Below are 20,464 nucleotides of genomic sequence, written 5' to 3'. Positions count from 1 at the left end.
CGATTCCGCTTCCCTGATCCCGCACCGACTACCAGCCATGAGTTGCGACATCGATACCGAACGCCGCTTCGGCGGCCTCGACCGCCTGTACGGGCCGGGCGCCCTCGACGCCCTGCGTGCGGCGCGCGCCACGGTGGTGGGGTTGGGCGGGGTGGGCTCGTGGACTGCGGAAGCCCTGGCGCGTTGCGGAATCGGAACGCTGACGCTGGTCGACCTGGACCACATCGCCGAATCCAACATCAACCGCCAGGTCCACGCCCTGGGGCGGACAGTAGGGCAGGCCAAGGTGGACGCCATGGCCGAACGCATACGCGACATCCATCCCCAATGCGTCCTGAACCTGGTCGACGACTTTCTGGATCCGGACAATGCGGCGAGGCTGCTGGAAGATCCGGGCAGCGTGGTGGTCGATTGCACCGACCAGGTGGCCGCCAAGATCGCGATGATTCTGCATGCGCGGCGTACCGGCGCGCCCCTGGTGGTCTGCGGCGGGGCCGGCGGCAAGACCGATCCGCTGGCGCTGCGCGCCGGAGACTTGTCGGAAGCCACCAACGATGCCTTGCTGGCGAAGATCCGCAACCAGTTGCGGCGCCATCACGGCTATCCCAAGGCGGCGCCGGTGGCCGGCAAGCCGCCGCGGCGCATTCCGAAGATGAAAATACGCGCGCTATGGGTGGACCAGCCGGCCAGGCTGCCGGCGGCCTGGGCCCAGGACGTGGAGGCGCCGGCCGAGGCGCCCCAGGGACTGTCCTGCGCCGGTTATGGTTCGGCCGTGACGGTGACGGCGGCCATGGGCCTGGCCGCCGCCCACGAAGTGCTGCGCGTGGTCTTTCCCGCCGAGCGCTGAAGGACTATCCGAGCGCGACGTCGAACCAGCCGCGCAAGGCGTTCGAGAGCCGGATCCCCTGGGCGCGCGCCAGGTCTTCGCGCCGCAGGACGCGTTCCTCGACTTGTTCGTCGTCCAGCAGGGCCGCCCGTTGCACGCCGGGCAGCAAGCCGCACGAGGCCGGAGGCGTGACCCAGCGGCCGTCCAGCAGCAGGTAGAGATTGCTGCGGCTGCCCTCGCACCATTCACCGCGTTCATTCAGGTACAGGAGATCGAAGTGGTCCGGATGGGCGGCCAGCCATCCGGCCGCCTCCTCGTACCAGGGGCGCCAGCTGGTCTTGTGGCGCAGCAATGGCGCGCCCGAGTCCAGCGAAACCGGCGCGAGGCCGACCTTGGGCAAGGCGGGCAAGGGGGCAAGCACGCTGGTTTCGATGCCGACCTCGCCGTTGTCCGCGACCTGCACGCGCAGCCGGTGCGCCACGCCTTCCGGCAAGGCGGCGGCCGTCCGTGCAATGGTCCGCTGTATCGCATCCACGGACCATCGGTAGGCCAGTTGCGAGCACGAGCGGCCAAGCCGTTCCAGGTGCCAGGGCAGCAAGGGCATGCGGCCGTCGGTTTCTACCCGGATGGTCTCGATCAGCGCCGGGCGCATGTCAGGACGCCTTGGACACGGCGGAGTGCGGCGCCAGGAATTCCGCCAGGACACGGCCGGTATGCGAGCGTGCGCGCTGCGCCATGACCTGTTCGGGCGTGCCTTGCACCACCAGCTGGCCGCCTTCGCCGCCGCCCTCGGGCCCCATGTCCATCAGCCAATCGGCTTCGGCAATGACGTCCAGGTTGTGCTCGATGACGACGACCGTGTTCCCCGCGTCCACCAGGCGGTGCAGGACCCGGATCAATTTTTCGACGTCCGCCATCGACAGGCCGACCGTCGGCTCGTCCAGCACATAGAGTGTGTGCGGCATCTTGTAGGCGCGGCCGGTGCGCAGGGTGCCCTCGTCCAGCCTGGCCTTGGCCAGCTCCGTCACCAGCTTGATGCGCTGCGCTTCGCCGCCCGACAGCGTCGGCGAGGGCTGGCCCAGCGTGAGGTAGCCCAGGCCCACGCTTTGCAGCAATTGCAGCGGATTCAGGATGGAAGGGTGGGCCGCGAAGTATTCGACGGCATCGTCGATCTCCATGGCCAGCACTTCGCCCACGCTCTTGCCGCGCAGGTGCACGGCAAGGGTCTCGCGATTGAAGCGCGCGCCGTTGCAGGCGTCGCAGGGCACCTTGACGTCGGGCAGGAAGTTCATTTCGATGGTGCGCATGCCCTGGCCCTCGCAAACGGGGCAGCGGCCTTCGCCGGTGTTGAAGCTGAAGCGCCCCGCGGCCCAGCCGCGCATGCGTGCTTCCATCGTATCGGCGAACTGCTTGCGTATCGTGTCCCAGAAGCCGACGTAGGTGGCGGGACAAGACCGCGGCGTCTTGCCGATAGGCGTCTGGTCCACTTCCAGTACGCGGTCTATGCCCTCCCAGCCTTCGATGCCGGCGCAGCCGGTCCAGCCGTTGGGCTTGCCGGCACTGTCTTTGGCCAGGCGCCGCTGCAGATTGTCCAGCAGCACGTCGCGCGCGAGGGTCGATTTGCCGGAACCGGAGACGCCGGTTACCACCGTCAGCCGTCCGATGGGGAAGCTGGCGTCGACGTCGCGCAGGTTGTGAAGCCGCGCCTTGCACACCGTCATCCGCGGCGTATCCGGCGTGACGGGCCGCCGCGGCTGCAGCGGGTGCTGCAAGGGCTGGGCGAGATACTTGCCGGTCAACGACGCCGGATTGGCGATGATGTCCTGTACCCGTCCCTGGGCGACGACGGTGCCGCCTCGCACGCCGGCGCCGGGACCGATGTCGATCACGTGCTCGGCGCGGCGGATCGTGTCTTCGTCGTGTTCCACCACCACGAGCGTGTTGCCCTTGCCTTCCAGCCGGGACAAGGCGTTGAGCAGGATGCGGTTGTCGCGCGGATGCAGGCCGATGGTCGGTTCGTCCAGCACATAGCAGACGCCCTGCAGGTTGGAGCCCAGTTGCGCCGCCAGCCGTATGCGCTGTGCCTCGCCGCCGGACAGCGTCGGCGCCGCCCGGTCCAGCGCCAGATAACCCAGGCCGACTTCCTCCAGGAATTCGAGGCGGCTGCGCAGTTCCGCCAGGATGTCGCGGGCGATGTCGGCCTCGCGGCCCGAGGTCTCGAGTTCGCGGAAGAACGTGCCCGCCTCGCGTACCGACAGCGACGCCAGCTGGGCGATCGACCGGTCGCGCCAGCGCACGGCCAGCGCGTTGCGATTCAATCGTTGACCATGGCATTCGCCGCACGCCGCAACCTCGCCTTCGTACCAGGCGTTCCAGGCGGTTTCCTCGCCCGTTTGCTCTGCGTCGAAGCCCTGCAGCTTGACGCCGGTACCGAAGCACGCGGGACACCAGCCATGCTTGGAGTTGTACGAGAACATGCGCGGATCGGGCTCGGGAAAGCTGAGGCCGCACGAGGGGCACGCCCGCTTGACCGAAAAGACCCGCTGTTCGAGTTCGGGGGCCGGCGCGTCCGCGCCGCCCGCCATCGCGGCCCGGAGCTTCTGCAGCGGCCAGGCCACGCTCATCACGCCGTGCCCGTGTTCCAGCGCCTCGTGCACCGCGGCGCGCAGTTGCGCCTCGTTGGCGGGATCGACCACGAAGTCGGCGACCGGCAGATCGATGTCATGTTCCTTGAAACGGTCCAGCCGCGGCCATTTCGCGGTGGGAATGAAGGCGCCATCCACGCGCAGGTGGGTATAGCCTTTGTTGGCGGCCCATTTCGCCAGGTCCGTGTAGTAGCCCTTGCGAGCGCTCACCAGCGGTGCCAGCACGCCGATGTGCTGGCCCTTGAGCTCGCGCATGATCCGGCTCACGATGAGGTCGAAGGTCTGCGGTTCGACGGGAATGTCGCACTTCGGACAATGCTGGGTGCCCAGCTTCATGTACAGCAGGCGCATGAAGTGGTGCGTTTCGGTCATCGTGGCAACGGTGGACTTGCGCCCGCCGCGGCTGGTCCGCTGTTCGATCGCCACGGTGGGCGGGATGCCGAAGATGGCATCCACGTCGGGCTTGCCCGCCGGCTGGACGATGGAGCGTGCATAGGCGTTCAGCGATTCCAGATAGCGCCGCTGCCCTTCGTTGAACAGGATGTCGAAGGCCAGCGTGGACTTGCCCGAGCCCGAGACGCCGGTGATCACCGTGAAGGTGTTGCGCGGGATCTCGACGTCGACGTTCTTCAGGTTGTGCTCGCGCGCATTCTTGATCTCGATCGCACGCGAGGCATGGCGGCGCCGCGAGAGCAGGTTCTGCAGCGGCACGCCGGCATCGGCGTCGTTGCTGGCCACCACGTAGGGTTCGAAACGTTCGGCCACCTGGAGCTGGCCGGCTTCGGACTGGGGCGAGCCTCCGGACGGCGCGGCCGGCGCCCCATCGGCGGCTCCGCCGATCTGGGCTTCGTATTCGCGCAAGGCCTGTCCGGTGTGCGAGGCCGGATGCCGCATGATGTCCTGCGGCGTGCCGGTGGCGAGGATCTCCCCGCCGGCGTCCCCGCCTTCCGGGCCAAGGTCGATCAACCAGTCCGACGCGCGGATGACGTCGAGGTTGTGCTCGATGACGATGAGCGTATGGCCGGCGGCGAGCAGCTTGCGGAACGCGCCCATCAGCCGCGAGATGTCGTCGAAGTGCAGGCCGGTCGTGGGTTCGTCGAACAGGAAGAGGCTGCCTTTCTTTGACAGCCTGGCGCCGATGGTGGAAATGCCCGATCGCGCTGCCTCGGCCAGGTGGCCGGCCAGTTTCAGCCGCTGCGCTTCGCCGCCGGACAGGGTCGGGACGGGCTGGCCCAGGCGCACGTATTCCAGCCCCACGTCGGCCAACGGTGCAAGGCCATATTGGATGTCGCGCTCGCCTTCGAAGAAATCGAGCGCCTCGGTCACGGTCATCTCCAGCACGTCCGAGATCGACACTGCCCGGCCCTTGCGCTCGATGGTGACCTCCCGGACTTCGGGCCGGAAACGCGTGCCGTCGCAATCCGGGCAGCGCAGGTAGACGTCCGACAGGAACTGCATTTCGACGTGTTCGAAACCGGTGCCGCCGCAGGTGGGGCAGCGGCCGTCGCCCGCATTGAAGCTGAACATGCCTGCGGTGTAGCCTCGTTCCTTCGACAGCCGTGCCTGCGCGAAAAGCTTGCGCACGCCGTCGAACGCCCCGACGTAGCTGGCCGGGTTGGAGCGCGCCGTCTTGCCGATGGGCGACTGGTCGACCATGACGACGTCGGCGATCCAGTCGTCGCCCAGGAGGCGGTCGTGCGCCCCGGCCGCCTCGGTGGGCTTGCCCTTGAGCTTGAGCAGGGCAGGATACAGGATGTCCTGCACCAGCGTGGACTTGCCCGAGCCCGACACACCGGTTACGCATACCAGGCGCCCCAGAGGGAATTCGACCGTGACGTTCTTGAGGTTGTGCTCGCGCGCGCCTTCCACGATCAGCCGGGGGGTATTCCCGTTGACCGGCATGGGCCGCGGTGCGGCCACGTGCCGCCGGCCCGACAGGTAGTCGCCGGTCAGCGTGCTCGCCTGCCGCAATTGCGCAGGCGAACCGTTGAAGACGATATGGCCGCCGCGCTCGCCGGGTCCGGGTCCGATGTCGATCACGCGGTCCGCCGCCAGCATGACCTGCGGGTCGTGCTCGACCACCACCAGCGAGTTGCCGGCATCGCGCAGCCGGTGCATCACTTCTACGATGCGGTTCATGTCGCGGGGGTGCAGCCCGATGGAGGGCTCGTCCAGCACGAACAGCGTGTTCACCAGCGAGGTGCCGAGCGCCGTCGTGAGGTTGATCCGCTGGACTTCGCCGCCGGAGAGCGTGCGGCTCTGGCGATCCAGGGTGAGATATCCCAGCCCGACGTCGCACAGGAATTTCAGGCGCGCGCGCACTTCCTGCAGCAGCAGTTCGGTGGCGGCGTCCATGACGCCGTCGAAGTGCAGGGCGTCGCAGAAGGTGCGCACCCGCTCGATAGGCAGCAGCATCAGGTCGTGGATGGAGAGCCCCGGCAGCCGGGCCAGCGTCTCCTCGTTCCAGGATACGTTCACCGGGCGGAAGCGGATGTAGCGGTCATCCGTCTCGGGCAGCACCTGGTCGGCCTCGGCCTTCGACCCCACGCGCCAGAGCAGCGAGTCCGGCTTGAGCCGGGCGCCGTTGCACGCCGCGCAGGGCGTATACGCCCGGTACTTCGACAGAAGTACGCGGATGTGCATCTTGTAGGCCTTGGTCTCGAGCCAGTCGAAGAAGCGCTTCACGCCGTACCATTGGTGCTTCCAGGCCTCGTTTCCGCCTTTCCAGTCCGGCGTGCCTTGCAGCACCCATTCGCGCTGGGCGCCGGTCAGCTTGCGCCAAGGGACGTCCAGCGGAATGCCGGCGCGGGTGGCGTATTTGACGAGATCGTCCTGGCATTCCTTGTAGCTTGCCGTTTGCCACGGCTTGATGGCCCCGCCGCGCAAGGTCTTGCTTTCGTCGGGCACGATCAGCCCGTAGTCGACCCCTATCACCCGGCCGAATCCGCGGCACGCTTCGCATGCGCCCAGCGGCGAGTTGAACGAGAACGAGCTGGGCGTAGGCGTGGAATAAGCGATGTCGCAATCGGCGCAGTGCAACTCGTCGCTGTATTTCCAGAGCTTTGCCTCGTTGCCCTCGTCGTCGAGCACGCGCACGTCCACCCGGCCGGCACCGAGGCGCAACCCGGCGTCGAGCGCTTCCATCACGCGCGCCCGTTCGGCATTGCCGAAACGAAAGCGGTCTTGCACGACGTCGAGCACCTGGACGGCATTCTTGCCCGAGCCGACCTTGCGCTGGGCATGCACGCGGGTATAGCCCTGCCTTTCCAGGAAGCCGCGGATCTCGTCCTCGCTGTAGTTGGCCGGGACCTGCACCGGGAAGGTGACCACCAGGCGCGGATCGCCTGCCTGGGCCGAGCGGCGCGCCAGCGATTCATAGATGGAATCGGGCGTGTCCTTTTGCACGGACCGGGCGCACTGGCGGCAGAACAGGCGGCCGGCGCGGGCGTACAGCAGCTTGAGGTGGTCGTTGAGCTCGGTCATGGTGCCGACCGTGCTGCGCGACGTACGTACCGGATTGGTCTGGTCGATCGCGATCGCGGGGGGAATGCCTTCGATGCGGTCGACCTGCGGTTTGTCCATGCGGTCCAGGAACTGGCGCGCATAGGGCGAGAAGGTTTCGACGTAACGCCGCTGGCCTTCGGCATACAGCGTATCGAAGACGAGCGAGCTCTTGCCCGATCCGGACACGCCGGTGACCACGACCAGTTCGTTGGTCGGAATGGTCAGGCTCAGGTTCTTCAGGTTGTTCTGGCGCGCGCCGACCACCCGGATCTCGGGTTCGGTGGCGTCCTGGGGGAGGTCGGTAGAGGAGGGGGCGGAAGACATCGTGGGTTCTCAGCCGGAAAGGGGCCGGCAATCTTTCAATCGTAGCCCGTTTAGCGGATGCTGCGAAAATCGCAACGTTTGACAATAGTGGGTAACAAGACAGACCGGCCGTACCCCGGGCGCCAAGTTAGGATAACGACATGAGCAAGCGCAAATCCTCCCCTCTCGATCTGCTCGGGGCCGAGGCCGGGATGTACCTCCCGCCGCCCACCCTGGGGGACGTGCCGCCGCCCCCGCGCAGCCTGCGCGTGGCGGTGCTGGTAGGGATCGCGCTGGCGCTGCTCGCGGGAACGGTGGCGGTCCACACCGTCCCGGAAGTCGGCCGCACCTGGCACGAAGTCTGGTACCAGACGCAGAAGGCCTTGTCCCGGGTGCTGGGCATGGCCGAGCAGAAAACGACGGAAGTACTGGGCGGCACTCCCCGGCGGTGACGCGGCATCGCCGCATGGGACCAATATCGGCTAGAATACCGGGTTTGCCGGATTCAACGATTGGAGATCGACATGGCGGAAAAGAAACGCACGCGCCGCAACACCCTCGAGCGCCGGTGCCTTGGCAAGCCCTTCAAACGTCTATTTGTTGGGGCGCCCAAGGGCATTTTCAAGATGCTCGAGAAGGTCAAGCGCGCCTGATGGCGTCTTGCCCGACGTGATGCGCAGTGCGCATCACGCATGAATGAAGAAAGCCACCCGCATGGGTGGCTTTTCTATTGGTACCCCGGCGGGTGGTGGGCACGGAATCCGCGCCCGTCCTGTCCTACCGTTGCATCTCCACGAGGCCGCTGTCTCTGCCCAGCGCCGATTGGGCCGGTTTTGCGCCAGGGGTGGCGTTCAAGGCCTGGTTCAGCGTGTCCTTGTCGAGCTCGCCTTCCCAGCGGGCCACGACGATGCTGGCCACCGCATTGCCCACCAGGTTGGTCAAGGCGCGGCATTCGGACATGAAGCGGTCGATGCCCAGGATCAGCGCCATGCCGGCCACCGGGACCGCCGGCACCACCGACAAGGTCGCCGCCAGGGTAATGAAGCCGGCGCCGGTAATTCCGGCAGCGCCCTTGGAGCTGAGCATCGCCACGAGCAGCAGCAGGATCTGGTCCGTCAGCGACAACGGGATGTCCATGGCCTGGGCGATGAACAGGGCCGCCAGCGTCATGTAGATATTGGTGCCGTCCAGGTTGAACGAATAACCGGTGGGAATGACCAGGCCCACGACGGGCTTGGAGCATCCGGCGCGCTCCATCTTCTCCATCAGCGTGGGCAAGGCCGCTTCGGACGAGCTGGTCCCCAGCACCAGCAGCAGCTCTTCGCGGATATACCGGATCAGCTTGAGAATAGAAAACCCGTTGTACCGGGCGACCGCGCCCAGGACGATCAGCACGAATAGCAGCGAGGTGACGTAGAACGTACCCACCAGCAAGGCCAGGTTGGCGATGGAGCCGATGCCGTATTTGCCGATGGTGAACGCCATGGCGCCGAACGCGCCGATGGGCGCGGCCTTCATCAGGATGGAGACCAGCTTGAAGAAGGCGGACGAGATGGATTGCATGAAATCCAGGACCGGCGTGCCCTTGTCGCCTACCGCACCGAGCGAGATTCCGAACAGGACCGAAAAGAACAACACCTGCAGGATATCGCCGCTGGCGAATGCGCTCACCACGGTGTTGGGAATGATGTTCATCAGGAACCCGACCAGGGTCTGGTCATGGGCCTTGGCGGAGTAGGTCGCGACGGCCTTGGAGTCCAGCGTGGCCGGATCGATGTGCAGGCCCGTACCGGGCTGCACCACGTTGGCCACTACCATCCCGATGACCAGGGCCAGCGTGGAAAAGGTCAGGAAATAAATCATGGCCTTGCCCACGACGCGGCCCACCTTCTGCAAGTCGCGCATTCCCGCGATGCCGGTGGCGACGGTCAGGAAGATGACCGGCGCGATGATCATCTTGACCAGCTTGATGAAGGCATCGCCCAGCGGCTTCATGGCTTCGCCGAGCTGAGGGTAGAAGTGGCCAAGCAGGATGCCGACGGCAATGGCGAACAGCACCTGCACGTACAGGATTTGATAGAGCTTCTTCTTGCGCACCGGCGCCTGCGCCGTGCTGGGTATGTCAATCATTTCGGGATGTCCCCTTCCAGCGGCTGTTCGTCCCGGCCGTGGCGGACGGGACGAGGCCTCGTTTTCAACGGTTCAAGGCTCGGGCGAGCCTCGTTGCACTTGGTAATGCAATCGGCGTGCCGGTTTGGGGTGTCACCGGTTAGGGGGGTAAGTCATTGATATGTAAAAAGAAATTTTTTCTCCGGCAGCGGATGGACGCGTCGTTTGTGCGGTTTTTCGCTCGTTTGCGAGCGTGATGTGCGAAAATCCGCACATGTCTACCTGATTCCCGCCATGTCTTCCCCTCCTAGGCCAATTACCGTTATGCCGGCCTCGGCCCCCGCGCTGCGCGCCCCGGATCACCGGCGTGCGTGGGCTTGCTTCGCCCTGGTTGGCGCCCTGTTGCTGGCAGCGGCTTGGTGGGCGGCGGGAGGAGTGGGCCGTGAACAGGCCCATGCCGGCGTCCTGGACGCCGCCCGCAATGCGGCAGCCCTGAAGGTGGCGCTGCTGACCAGCGAGCTGGACAAGCAGCGGTCGCTGCCTTTCGTGCTGGCGCAGGACTCGGAAGTCAGGACCGCCTTGACTACGGGCAGTGCGGCTGCCTACCAGGCCTTGAACGTGAAATTCGAGGCCCTCAGCCGGGACACGGGGGCGGCCGTCATCTATCTGCTGGATACGCATGGCCGCGGGGTCGCGGCCAGCAATTGGAACCAACCCACCAGCTTCGTCGGTTCGGACTACGCGTTCAGGCCCTATTTCCAGGGTGCGGCGCAGACCGGCAAGGCGGAGTACTTCGCGCTGGGCAACGTCAGCAATCACCCCGGCCTGTACCTGAGCCGGCAATTGGTGCAGGACGGCCGCATGCTGGGCGTCATCGTCGTCAAGGTCGAATTCGACGGTGTGGAAGCCGGCTGGCGGCGCTTTCCCGATCCGGTATTCGTCACGGACGAGTCCGGGGTCGTGCTGTTGTCGTCGCTGAACGAGTGGCGCTTCCTGGTCCACGGGCCCTTGGCCCCGGCACAGCGGGAAGCGATGCGCGCCAGCTTGCAGTTCGGCGACGCGCCGCTGTCGCCCTTGCCGGTGCGGCCCGATCCTGACGCCTCCGGCGAGCGGGTCAGGGCCAGCCTGCCGGGCCACGCGGAGCAATCGTTCGTCCATGTGCAGGTGCCGGTTCCGGGAACCTCGTGGCAATTCCACCTGTTGGGCGCTACCCGGGACGCGATGGCGGGCGCTGCGGCCGCGGCCCGTACCACCGCCGCCTTGCTGGTGCTGGGCGCCTTGTTCATTGCCGGCATCTGGCTGCACCGGCGGCATCGCGCCCATGATCTGGTGCTGGCGCAGGAGGCTGCGCGCCAGGAACTGGAGTCACGGGTGGCGGCCCGCACCAGCGAGCTGCGGACTGCCAACGACCAGCTCCGGGCCGAGATGGAGGACCGCCGGCGCGCCGAGGCCGAGCTGCACAAGCTGCAAGAAGAGCTGGTGCAAGCGAACAAGCTGGCTTTCCTGGGGCAGATCACGGCGGGCGTCGCGCACGAGATCAACCAACCCGTGGCCGCGATACGGAGCTATGCCGATAATTCGGCTGCCTACCTGGATCGCGGCCGGGTCGACCGGGCTCGCGGCAACATGGCTGCGATCGCTGCGCTCACGCAGCGCATAGGCGTCATTACCGACGAGCTGCGCACGTTCTCGCGCAAAAGCGCGGGCGCTCCGATCGGTCCCGTGCCGGTGGAGGCCGTCGTCGAGGGCGCGCTTACGCTGCTGGCGTCGCCGCTGCGCCGGCAGGGCATCCGTCTCGAGCGCGTCACGGCGGAGCCGGGACTGAAAGTCAGGGCCGAGCGCGTCCGGCTCGAGCAAGTCCTGGTCAATCTGTTGCAGAACGCCATCGATGCCCTCGAGCAGACGCCGGACCCCCATATTCGTATCCGCATCGCGCGCGACGAAGGGCAGGTCCTGATCGAGATCGCCGACAACGGGCCCGGCTTGCCCGAGAGCGTCATGGCGGCTCTCTATACCCCGTTTGTCACCACCAAGCCGCGCGGCCTGGGGCTGGGGCTGGTCATCAGCCGCGACATCGTCGCCGAGTTCGGCGGGACGCTGGCCGTGCAATCCGAACCCGGCCGCGGCGCGCGATTCATCATTCATCTTTCCGAGGCAGCTAAGTGAACGCATCGCCATCCCTTCCGCCAGCCGCCGCGACTGTCGACCGCGTGTTGTTCGTGGACGATGACCCCGCCATGAGAGAGGCCAACCTCCAGACGCTGGAGCTGGCCGGCTTCCGGGTCGAGGTGGCTGCGTCCGGGGCCGACGCGCTGGCACGCATCCCTGCCGATTTTCCGGGCATCGTAGTGACGGACGTGCGCATGCCCATCATGGACGGGCTGCAGTTGTTCCGGCGGCTGCGAGAGCAAGACACCGACCTGCCCGTCATTCTCATCACCGGCCATGGCGACATCGATATGGCCGTCTCCGCGATGCACGAAGGTGCCTACGACTTCCTGGCCAAGCCCTATCCGGCCGAGCGGCTGGCCACCGCGGCCCGCAACGCGCTGGACAAGCGGCGCCTGGTGCTGGAGAACCGCCGGTTGCAGCGGCTGGCACAAGAGGCGCGCGAGAGCCTGCCCTTGATCGGCGAGACGCCGGTCATGCAGCGCTTGCGCAAAACGCTACAGCATCTCGCTACCGCCGACGTCGATGTCCTGGTGCTGGGAGAGACGGGGGCGGGCAAGGAAGTGGTGGCCCAGGCGCTGCACGACTGGGGAGGGCGCCGCGCGCAGGCCTTCGTCGGGCTCAATTGCGGCGCGTTGCCCGATACTGTCATCGAAAGCGAATTGTTCGGCCATGAAGCCGGCGCGTTCACGGGCGCGCAGCGCCGCCGCATCGGGCGCATCGAGCATTCCAGCGGCGGGACCCTGTTCCTGGACGAAATCGAAAGCATGCCGCTGTCGGCCCAGGTCAAGTTATTGCGCGTGCTGGAAACCCGCGAAATCTCGCCGTTGGGCACCAACGAAGTCCGGCCGGTGGACCTGCGCGTGGTGGCGGCGACCAAGATTGACCTGAGCGATCCGGCCCAACGCGGCGACTTCCGGCCAGATCTGTTCCATCGCTTGAACGTGGTGACGGTACGCGTGCCTCCGCTGCGCGAGCGGCGCGACGACATTCCGCTGCTCTTTTCTTACTTTTTGTCCCGCGCCGCGGCGCGCTTCAAGGTGGAAACGCCGCCTGTTCCGCCGGCCGTCCGGCAGCATTTGCGTACCCATGCCTGGCCCGGCAACGTGCGGGAATTGATGCATTACGCCGAAAGGGTCGTGCTGGGCGTGGAGGAGGCCGCACAGGAGGCGCCGCCGGGCGAGGCCAGCCTGCCGCAGCGGGTGGAGCGTTACGAAGCCGACCTGATACGCGAGGCGCTTGCCCGCCACCACGGCGACGTCAAGGCCACGCTGCAGGCCCTGGGCATTCCCCGGAAGACGTTCTACGACAAGCTGCAGCGCCACGGCATAGACCGCAGCGAATTCGTTCCCGGCGAAGCGAGGGCCTCCGTGGGGACCCGGTAGCCCGCCGGGAACAGGCGCGTCAACCGCCGATGCCGGGGACCACGGTGGAGAAGCCGGCGTCCACGTGGGTCACTTCGCCGGTCACGCCGGCGGCCAGGTCCGACAGCAGGAAGGCAGCGACGTTGCCTACGTCGTCGATGGTCACGTTGCGGCGCAGCGGCGCATAGGTTTCGACGAAATTCAGGATCTTGGAGAAATCCTTGATGCCGCTGGCGGCCAGCGTCTTGATGGGGCCTGCCGAGATGGCATTGGCACGGATGCCCTTGGGGCCGAGCGACGTCGCCAGGTAGCGCGTGGCGGCTTCCAGCGCGGCCTTGGCCACGCCCATGGTGTTGTAGTTGTCGACCACGCGTTCGGCGCCCAGGTAGCTCAAGGTCAGTACCGAACCGGAACCCTTGCCGTCCGGTCCCTGCAGCAGGGGCAGGGCGGCCTTGGCCATGGCGGGGAAGCTGTAAGCCGAGATGTCGTGTGCGATGCGGAAATTCTCGCGCGACAGGCCATCCAGGAAGTCGCCTGCGATCGCTTCGCGCGGCGCAAAACCGATGGCATGCACGAGGCCATCCAGCTTGGTCCAGCTTTTGCCCAGGTCGGCAAACACGGCTTCGATTTGCGCATCGTCGGCCACGTCGCAGGGGAAGATGAGCTGGCTGTCGAACTCGGCCGCGAACTCGGTGATGCGGTCCCTGAAGCGGTCGCCCACGTAGGTGAAGGCAAGTTCGGCGCCTTCGCGGTGGCAGGCCTTGGCGATGCCGTAGGCTATGGAACGATTGGACAGCACCCCGGTGACCAGGATGCGTTTACCGGCGAGAAAGCCCATGTGTTGGGTCCTGTAGAAAGGGGCCTTCCTCGTACGCTGCGTGCGCTCCCGGCGTCGGTAGTGGCGGATCGGCGGACGCCGGATCCGTCATGCCCGGAAGGGGAGCAGCGGCTGGGGGAAGGCTTGAGTTGATGCGTTGCCCCAAGCTTACTCTCGGGGTTCGGCCACGACTATAACCGAAGCGCGATGCGGCCCGGCTGGGCCGGGGCCGGCTAGCCCCTTACGCCCGTTCCGGGTATCTGCAGCGTGCGGCCGATGCTCAGGGTAGAACCCTTGACCCGGTTCAGCGCCCGCAGTTGCTGCACCGACGTGCCGTATCGCTGGGCGATCGAACTCAGGGTGTCGCCCTTGCGGACCTTGTGCGTCCGCACGTGGGCTTGTTTCTTGCCGCGGGCGCCGGTTTCCGCCGCAGTACGCACCGGGGTGGGCCCGGCGCTGGCGACCAGCGTGGGTTCGGGCTGCCTGCCGGTGGGCACCATCAGGATGTCTCCCGCGCCCACGCGGGAGCGCCGGCCCAGGCCATTGGCCTTGCGCAGCGTGGCGACCGAGGTGCCGTATTTTTTCGCGACGCTGGTCAGCGTTTCGCCGCGGGACATCTCATGGGTGTGCCAGGACGACAGCGAGCCGCTGTAGGCGCGCAGGTTGGCTTCGAACACGCTGATGCGGTCAGCCGGCAGCAGCAGCGTCGGCTGGTGGCTGCCCAGGATGACGCCGCGGTTGAACGAGGGGTTCAGCGCCTTGAACTCTTCCAGCGGCATTTCGGCGAGCTGCGCGGCCAGCTTGACGTCGATATTGCGGCTCTTGGTGATGGTGACGAAATACGGCTGGTTGTCGATCGCCGGCAGCGCGATGTTGAACGCCGACGGGTTGGCGATGATGTTCTTGATCGCCTGCAGCTTGGGGATGTAGTTGCGCGTTTCGTCCGGCATGTCGAGCGACAGATAGTCGGTCGGCTGGGCTCTCGCCGCGTTCTTGTCCATGGCCCGCTTGACCGAGCCTTCGCCCCAGTTGTACGAGGCCAGGGCCAGGTGCCAGTCGCCATGGAAATCGAACAGATATTGCAGATAGTCGAGGGCCGCCTTGGTCGAGGCGATGGGGTCGCGGCGCTCGTCGCGCCACCAATCCTGCTTCAGGTTGAAGCCCCGTCCGGTGGCGGGAATGAACTGCCACAGCCCCGACGCCTGCGAGCGCGACAGCGCCCAGGGGTCGTAGGAGCTCTCCACGAAAGGCAGGAGCGCCAGCTCGGTGGGCATACCGCGCTGGTCGATTTCCTCGACGATGTAGTAGAGATATTTCCCGGCGCGTTCAGCCGTGCGCTGGAGGTAGTCCGGGCGGGAGGCGTAGAAGTTCTCCCATTCCTTGACCAGGCTGGTGTCGATGTTGGGCACCGCAAAGCCGCGCCGGATACGCGTCCAGATGTCGGGCGGCTGCACGGTCAGGTCGACCGTCTGCGGTTCCAACCCGTCGTCGGGCGTCTGGACCGCCAGCGGCGCATCGATCCGTCGGCCGGAGACGACAGCTTGCGGTGCGCGGGTAGCTCGGGGAGAAGAGAAGCCGGCCGGGATGTCGATCTGGCTGGCGGAGGCGGATGTCGTTGCGTGCTGGTTCTGACCGGTGGCGGCGGGGCGCTCCATGGAGGCGCAGCCCGCCAGGACCATCACGCAACCGGCGATCAGAATCTTGCAGGGAAAGGCTGGACGACCAATACGGACACCAGCCCGCAGATTCCAGACGCCGCGGGGGCGCAATTGCATGTTTTCATGTCCTTGACCACGTGCCTCGCTTGGCCTCGTCCGGGAGGAGGACGGGGCCAAGCGAGGCAGTTTCGAATCGGGTGCCGCAAGTCCCCGGCAACGGCGGAAGAAGCGCGGCTTCGAAGCCGGATCGACTTACAGCATATTTAGCGCCGGATGGTACGAACGAGGGCGGTTTTCGTCAACCCGCTTTTACAAAAATTCGGCGCTTTTGCCGGACTATGTAAGGAAATCGGCGCAAGATCCGGTTACTCTACCGGAAGTTGTTCTTCCACTCGCGCAACGCCGCGAACACTTCGATTTCGTCTGCCAGCGGCTTGCCGGCGTGGGCCTGGGCCGCCGCCGCCACCTCTGGTACGGCAGTGCGCAGGAACGGGTTGACCTGCCGTTCCAGGTCCAGCGTAGTGGGCACCGTAGGCTGGGATTCGTCACGCAGATGGCGCGCCTGCTGGTGCCAGACCTGCAGCGCCGCGTTGTCCGGTTCGACCGCGACCGCCCATGCCAGGTTCGACAAGGTGTATTCGTGGGCACAGTAGACCCGGGTCTTGCCGGGCAGCGCCGCGAGTTTGTCCAAGGACGCCTTCATCTGCTGCGGCGTGCCTTCGAACAGGCGGCCGCAGCCCGAGGCGAACAGCGTATCGCCGCAGAAGACCAGCGGCTCGACCCCGGCCGCGCGGCCGGCGTAGGCGATGTGGCCCGCTGTGTGCCCCGGCACGTCGAGGACTTCCAGATCGAGATCCAGTTCAGGCAGCGTGACGCGGTCGCCCTGGGCCAGCCGGCGGTCGCAGTGCGGCAGCTTCTCGCCCGCGGGGCCGAACACGGTCGCGCCGGTGCGCTCGACCAGCTCGGCAACCCCGCCCACATGGTCCTTGTGGTGATGAGTCAGTAGAATGGCACGGAGCTGCAGGCGTTGCTGCTGCAGCGCCGCCAGGACCGGCGCGGCGTCGCCGGGGTCCACCACACCCGCCAGCGTACCTTGTCGTATCAGCCACAGGTAATTGTCATTGAAGGCGGGGATGCCGGTTATTCCGGCTGCCGTGCCGGCGTCCTGCGTACCGGCCGCGCGCTTGTTCACTTTCACCGAGTCTTTCATATCGATGCTGCCATCTGACGCCCAGGATACCCCGATTGTAGAGCTTGCCGCGTGGCTGGCGACCGATCCCGGCCGTTATGCGCTCGCCTGGGAGCAGGCCCGGCTGGACGAGGCGGTGTCCGATGTCTTCGGCTTCTACGCCATGCAGGGCGGCTTGCCGCAGCTGGACGCGCTGCGCGCCAACCGGATGGCCTTCAAGGGCTATGTGGCGGAATCCCTGCCGGCCGAAGGCTTGCGGCCGAACTGGAACGCATTCGTGGTGGCCGACCTGGAAGCCTTGCCGTTCGACGCGCAAAGCCTGGACCTGCTGGTTTTGCCGCACACCCTGGAATGCTCGTCCGATCCCCACCGCCTTCTGCGGGAGGCGGAGCGTGTGCTGATTCCCGAAGGGCGGCTGGTCATCACCGGATTCAACCCCTGGAGCCTGTGGGGCGCCGGTCGCATGCTGGGACGCCGCGAGCCGTTCCTGCCGGCGGGCATACAACCGCTGTCCCCGGCCCGGCTCAAGGACTGGCTCAAGCTCTTGTCGTTCGAGGTCGAGAGCGGGCGGTTCGGTGCCTACGTCCCGCCGTGTCGCACCGATAAATGGCTGCGCCGGCATGCTTTCATGGAACGGGCCGGAGAGCGCTGGTGGCCGGTATGCGGCGGTGTGTACATTGTGTCTGCGATCAAGCGGACCGTCGGCTTGCGGCTCATTGTCCCGCCCTGGAAGAAACGCAAGGCATCCCGCCGGCGCGCCGCCGTGGCCGCTGCCTCGCGAGAGGCCCATTCCCTGCGTGCTGCCCGCGCGTGGCTCCGGTGGCGGCGCTAGCCGGCACCGCAGTCCTTCCTGCGGAGCCGCCGCGGAAAAGGCGCCGGCCGCGCTGATTCAGTTGTCGAACAGGTTGTGCCGGATCTGCTGTAGATGCGCCAGCAAGAGTTCGCGCGCCTGCGCGGCGTCGCGGTCCTTGAGGGCCTCGACGATGGCGCGGTGCTGGCGCTCGTACTGCGCACGCCTTTCCGGCGTGAGCGACCGGCGCTTGAGCCGGCCCCATTCGCCTTGTTCGCGGATCCGGTTCGTCAACTCGAGGATCTGCAGGAAGAAGGCGTTGTGGGTGGCTTCGGCGAAGGACTTGTGCAGCTCGCCGTCCCAATGCTCGAAGGCCTCGATGCTTGCCGCGGCTTCCGATTCGTCGACGCATTTCTGCATGCGGGCAAAATCCGCGGCGTTGGCATTGCGGGCGATCAGCGCCGGCATCAGCGGTTCGATCAGCAGCCGTGCTTCCATCAGTTCCGCCGGGCTGGTGTTGATCGCCGGCGCCGGAGCGGCTCCGCCCGCCAGTTCCTGCGCCCCTTCGGCCACGAAGGTTCCGCTGCCCACCGATTGGACGATCAAGCCGCGGGCGCGGAGATCGGCCAGTACCCGCCGCACCGACCCGCGCGAAATGGCAAAGCGCTGGCTGAGCGCCCGTTCGGGCGGCAGCTTGACGCCGACGTGCAGCCTGCCGCTCGAGATCTCCCCCAGCAAGTGCTGCAAGAGTTCCTTTGCGCCGGGGGCGCGTGATATCGGGCTATGCGCTGCGTCGTCCATGGTAGCTGTCCCTCGTTGTGACGCTACCTTAATTCAATGGTACCAATTGGTCAAATTCGCCGGTGGTACAGGCTTGCCGTAGATCCAATTTGGTTTTATATTGGTATATATAAATACCAATTGGACCATACGGAGCATCATGAAATTCGCCAACGTGCAGACCGCCGATACCAAGACCATTGCCCTCGTGGACCCGGACAAGGGCAGATACTGGCCGCTGCCCGAAATGGCGCCGGGCTTTGCCGGGGATATGGTCCAGTTGGTGCAGGATTTCGAGGGGATCAAGTCGCGCCTGGCGGCGCGGGGAGAAGGCCGGCCCCTGGGCGAGGCCAGGCTGCTGGCGCCGATTGACCAGCCCCGCCGCAATATTTTCTGCGTAGGCAAGAACTACCACGATCATGCCGCCGAGTTCAGCAAGTCCGGCTTCGATGCCAGCGCAAAGGAAGGCGAACACATCCCCGAAGCGCCCGTGGTATTCACCAAGCCCGCATCGACCGTCATCGGCCCCGGCGTGCCGATTCCCTCGCATTCCGGCGTGGCCACCCAGCTCGACTACGAGGCCGAGTTCGCCGTCGTGATCGGCAAGCCGGGGCGAGGCATCAAGAAGGCCCAGGCCTATGACCACGTGTTCGGCTACACCATCGTCAACGACTTCACCGCGCGGGACCTGCAAAAGCTCCATCGGCAGTGGTTCCTGGGCAAGTCGCTGGACGGCTTCTGCCCGATGGGGCCGGTGCTGGTCACTGCCGACGAAATCGATCCCGCCAACGTCGACGTCCGCTGCTGGGTCAACGGCGAGCTGCGGCAAGAGGCCAACACCCGCCAGCTGATTTTCGATATCCCGACCCTGATCGAGACTATCTCTGCCGGCATTACGCTGCAGCCCGGCGACGTCATCGCCACGGGCACGCCCGCGGGCGTGGGGATAGGTTTCAATCCGCCGAAGTTCGTCCGCAGCGGCGACGTGATCAAGATCGAGATCGCCGGTATCGGCACACTGGAGAACACCGTGGATTGAGCCCCCCGCGCACGCTGACGCGTACGCAAGGGGCAGGGCCGGCGGCCCGGCCGCGGCGCACTTACTGCGTCTGCTGGGAGCTTGCCAGTGCGAGCGTTTCCACGCGCTTTTGCAGCCACCACGAATAATTGCGGGGGAGCAGGTTGTGCGGGTTCGGCACGCCCAGCGCCGCGGCGGCGTGCACGGGCCAGTTCGGATCCCACATCATTTCGCGCGCCAGGGCGACGAAGTCGCAATCGCCGGCCTGCAAGTAGCTTTCGGCCTGCTCGGCTTCGCGGATCAGGCCCACGGCCATGGTCTGGATGCCGACTTCCTTGCGGATGCGGCGCGCGAAGGGAACATGGTAGCCGGGCACGCGCGGCACGACGTGCAGCGTGAGCGGGCCTTCGATGCCGCCCGAGGAGCAGTCGAACACGTCCACGCCGCGCTCCTTCAGGCGGCCAGCCAGTACGACGGTGTCGTCCATGCTCCAGATGCCGCCGCGGCCGTCCACGCACGAACCGCGGAAGAACAGGGGCCGGTCGGCGGGCCAGGCTGCGCGCACGGCTTCGATGAGTTCGAGGCCGAAGCGCATGCGGCCTTCGATGTCGCCGCCGTAGCCGTCGGTACGATGGTTGGTGATCGGCGACAGGAACTGCTGGATGATGTAGCCGTGCGCGCCATGGATCTCGCAGATGTCGAAGCCGGCGTCGAGCGAACGCTTGGCGGCATCGACATGCAGCTGGATCACGTGGCGGATGTCGTCGCGGTCCATTTCCTTGGGCGCCATCGCACCTTCCTTGAAGGGAATGGGGCTGGGCGCCAGGCCCGACCAGGGCGGCCGGCCGGCTTCGGCATCGGCCGGACCAAGCGGCGCGAAGCCGTCCCACGGCGCCCGGGTCGCGACCTTGCGGCCGGCGTGCCCGAGCTGGATGGCGGCGGCCGCGCCTTGGCCGCGGATGAAATCGGTCACGCGGCGCCAGGCCTTGGCTTGGGCGTCGGTGTAGATGCCCGGGCAGTCATAGGTCTTGCGCGAACGTTCCGAGACGGAGGTTTCTTCGCAGAAGACGATGCCCGCGCCGCCCGAGGCGAACTTGCCCAGATGGACCAGGTGCCAGTCGGTCGGGGCGCCGTCGACGGCGCTGTACTGCGACATGGGCGAGACGACGATGCGGTTTTTCACGGTGAGGCCGCGAAGCGTGATCGGCTGGAACATCAGGGGAAGCCGGGTGGCTTCGGTGGTGGTGTCGGTCATGATGGATTCGCTGGTTGGATGGAGGAGAGGCCGGGCG

General features: G+C 66.5%; 15 protein-coding genes. 7 read left to right on the top strand and 8 right to left on the bottom strand.

The features are described from left to right. Positions 1-37 precede the first annotated feature (37 nt). Positions 38-847: a tRNA threonylcarbamoyladenosine dehydratase gene (locus tag QHC78_RS03440; RefSeq protein ID WP_319742459.1), complete on the top strand. Its 810-nt coding sequence runs from the start codon at positions 38-40 to the stop codon at positions 845-847. A 4-nt stretch (positions 848-851) separates the two neighbouring features. On the opposite strand, the gene QHC78_RS03435 is transcribed toward QHC78_RS03440, so the two are convergent. Together QHC78_RS03435 and uvrA are read right to left on the bottom strand one after the other, a co-directional pair. Then, on the bottom strand, positions 852-1,478 hold the full coding sequence (locus QHC78_RS03435; RefSeq protein WP_319742458.1) for an aminotransferase class IV: 627 nt from the start codon (positions 1,476-1,478) through the stop codon (positions 852-854). 1 nt (position 1,479) lies between these two features. Beyond that, a complete protein-coding gene (gene uvrA / locus QHC78_RS03430) occupies positions 1,480-7,299 on the bottom strand; it encodes an excinuclease ABC subunit UvrA (RefSeq protein ID WP_319742457.1) in 5,820 nt (1,939 codons plus the stop codon). A gap of 140 nt (positions 7,300-7,439) precedes the next feature. Between uvrA and QHC78_RS03425 the strand changes: the two genes are divergently transcribed. Together QHC78_RS03425 and QHC78_RS03420 are read left to right on the top strand one after the other, a co-directional pair. Then, positions 7,440-7,730, top strand: coding sequence for a hypothetical protein (locus tag QHC78_RS03425; protein WP_319742456.1), 291 nt, complete (start codon positions 7,440-7,442; stop codon positions 7,728-7,730). 60 nt (positions 7,731-7,790) lie between these two features. After that, positions 7,791-7,931 carry a hypothetical protein gene (locus QHC78_RS03420; protein ID WP_319742751.1) on the top strand — a complete coding sequence of 47 codons (141 nt, stop codon included), beginning with the start codon at positions 7,791-7,793 and terminating at the stop codon, positions 7,929-7,931. A 124-nt stretch (positions 7,932-8,055) separates the two neighbouring features. Here the strand turns inward: QHC78_RS03420 and QHC78_RS03415 are convergent, their stop codons facing one another. Then, a complete protein-coding gene (locus QHC78_RS03415; protein WP_319742455.1) occupies positions 8,056-9,408 on the bottom strand; it encodes a dicarboxylate/amino acid:cation symporter in 1,353 nt (450 codons plus the stop codon). Between the two features lie 273 nt (positions 9,409-9,681). On the opposite strand from QHC78_RS03415, the gene QHC78_RS03410 reads away from it, so the two are divergent. Then, a complete protein-coding gene (locus QHC78_RS03410; protein ID WP_319742454.1) occupies positions 9,682-11,553 on the top strand; it encodes a sensor histidine kinase in 1,872 nt (623 codons plus the stop codon). Beyond that, positions 11,550-12,941, top strand: a complete 1,392-nt coding sequence (locus QHC78_RS03405; RefSeq protein WP_319742453.1) for a sigma-54-dependent transcriptional regulator — start codon at positions 11,550-11,552, stop codon at positions 12,939-12,941. The genes QHC78_RS03410 and QHC78_RS03405 overlap by 4 nt, the downstream gene beginning before the upstream one ends. Positions 12,942-12,960: 19 nt before the next feature. On the opposite strand, the gene fabI is transcribed toward QHC78_RS03405, so the two are convergent. From fabI to gloB, 3 genes are all read right to left on the bottom strand, one after another. Next, positions 12,961-13,758, bottom strand: a complete 798-nt coding sequence (fabI, locus tag QHC78_RS03400; RefSeq protein ID WP_319742452.1) for an enoyl-ACP reductase FabI — start codon at positions 13,756-13,758, stop codon at positions 12,961-12,963. Positions 13,759-13,970: 212 nt separating this feature from the next. Then, complete coding sequence (locus tag QHC78_RS03395; protein ID WP_319742451.1) at positions 13,971-15,512, bottom strand: LysM peptidoglycan-binding domain-containing protein; 1,542 nt, start codon at positions 15,510-15,512, stop codon at positions 13,971-13,973. Between the two features lie 253 nt (positions 15,513-15,765). Further along, on the bottom strand, positions 15,766-16,605 hold the full coding sequence (gene gloB, locus QHC78_RS03390; RefSeq protein ID WP_413816399.1) for a hydroxyacylglutathione hydrolase: 840 nt from the start codon (positions 16,603-16,605) through the stop codon (positions 15,766-15,768). A gap of 4 nt (positions 16,606-16,609) precedes the next feature. Between gloB and QHC78_RS03385 the strand changes: the two genes are divergently transcribed. Next, on the top strand, positions 16,610-17,416 hold the full coding sequence (locus tag QHC78_RS03385) for a class I SAM-dependent methyltransferase (RefSeq protein ID WP_319742450.1): 807 nt from the start codon (positions 16,610-16,612) through the stop codon (positions 17,414-17,416). Between the two features lie 57 nt (positions 17,417-17,473). On the opposite strand, the gene QHC78_RS03380 is transcribed toward QHC78_RS03385, so the two are convergent. Continuing rightward, a complete protein-coding gene (locus tag QHC78_RS03380; protein WP_319742449.1) occupies positions 17,474-18,175 on the bottom strand; it encodes a FadR/GntR family transcriptional regulator in 702 nt (233 codons plus the stop codon). A 139-nt stretch (positions 18,176-18,314) separates the two neighbouring features. Between QHC78_RS03380 and QHC78_RS03375 the strand changes: the two genes are divergently transcribed. Beyond that, positions 18,315-19,193, top strand: coding sequence for a fumarylacetoacetate hydrolase family protein (locus QHC78_RS03375; RefSeq protein WP_319742448.1), 879 nt, complete (start codon positions 18,315-18,317; stop codon positions 19,191-19,193). Between the two features lie 61 nt (positions 19,194-19,254). Here QHC78_RS03375 and QHC78_RS03370 read toward each other — a convergent pair whose 3' ends face one another. Continuing rightward, positions 19,255-20,427 (bottom strand): NADH:flavin oxidoreductase/NADH oxidase, encoded by a 1,173-nt coding sequence (locus QHC78_RS03370; protein WP_319742447.1) that lies wholly within the window; start codon positions 20,425-20,427, stop codon positions 19,255-19,257. Positions 20,428-20,464: the final 37 nt, after the last annotated feature.

Origin of the sequence: Pigmentiphaga sp. (assembly GCF_033795525.1) — a bacterium.
Classification (GTDB): domain Bacteria; phylum Pseudomonadota; class Gammaproteobacteria; order Burkholderiales; family Burkholderiaceae_B; genus Pigmentiphaga.
The sequence above is the reverse complement of the archived record's forward strand: the minus strand, read 5'-3'. Positions and strand labels throughout refer to the sequence as shown.

What these genes read in the sequence shown, in the direction of transcription:
- QHC78_RS03415 (WP_319742455.1), bottom strand. Translation starts at nt 9,408, where the DNA reads ATGATTGACATACCCAGCACGGCGCAGGCGCCGGTGCGCAAGAAGAAG.
- fabI (WP_319742452.1), bottom strand. Translation starts at nt 13,758, where the DNA reads ATGGGCTTTCTCGCCGGTAAACGCATCCTGGTCACCGGGGTGCTGTCC.
- gloB (WP_413816399.1), bottom strand. Translation starts at nt 16,605, where the DNA reads ATGAAAGACTCGGTGAAAGTGAACAAGCGCGCGGCCGGTACGCAGGAC.
- QHC78_RS03435 (WP_319742458.1), bottom strand. Translation starts at nt 1,478, where the DNA reads ATGCGCCCGGCGCTGATCGAGACCATCCGGGTAGAAACCGACGGCCGC.
- QHC78_RS03375 (WP_319742448.1), top strand. Translation starts at nt 18,315, where the DNA reads ATGAAATTCGCCAACGTGCAGACCGCCGATACCAAGACCATTGCCCTC.
- QHC78_RS03380 (WP_319742449.1), bottom strand. Translation starts at nt 18,175, where the DNA reads ATGGACGACGCAGCGCATAGCCCGATATCACGCGCCCCCGGCGCAAAG.
- QHC78_RS03395 (WP_319742451.1), bottom strand. Translation starts at nt 15,512, where the DNA reads ATGCAATTGCGCCCCCGCGGCGTCTGGAATCTGCGGGCTGGTGTCCGT.
- QHC78_RS03410 (WP_319742454.1), top strand. Translation starts at nt 9,682, where the DNA reads ATGTCTTCCCCTCCTAGGCCAATTACCGTTATGCCGGCCTCGGCCCCC.
- QHC78_RS03370 (WP_319742447.1), bottom strand. Translation starts at nt 20,427, where the DNA reads ATGACCGACACCACCACCGAAGCCACCCGGCTTCCCCTGATGTTCCAG.
- QHC78_RS03425 (WP_319742456.1), top strand. Translation starts at nt 7,440, where the DNA reads ATGAGCAAGCGCAAATCCTCCCCTCTCGATCTGCTCGGGGCCGAGGCC.
- QHC78_RS03385 (WP_319742450.1), top strand. Translation starts at nt 16,610, where the DNA reads ATGCTGCCATCTGACGCCCAGGATACCCCGATTGTAGAGCTTGCCGCG.
- uvrA (WP_319742457.1), bottom strand. Translation starts at nt 7,299, where the DNA reads ATGTCTTCCGCCCCCTCCTCTACCGACCTCCCCCAGGACGCCACCGAA.
- QHC78_RS03440 (WP_319742459.1), top strand. Translation starts at nt 38, where the DNA reads ATGAGTTGCGACATCGATACCGAACGCCGCTTCGGCGGCCTCGACCGC.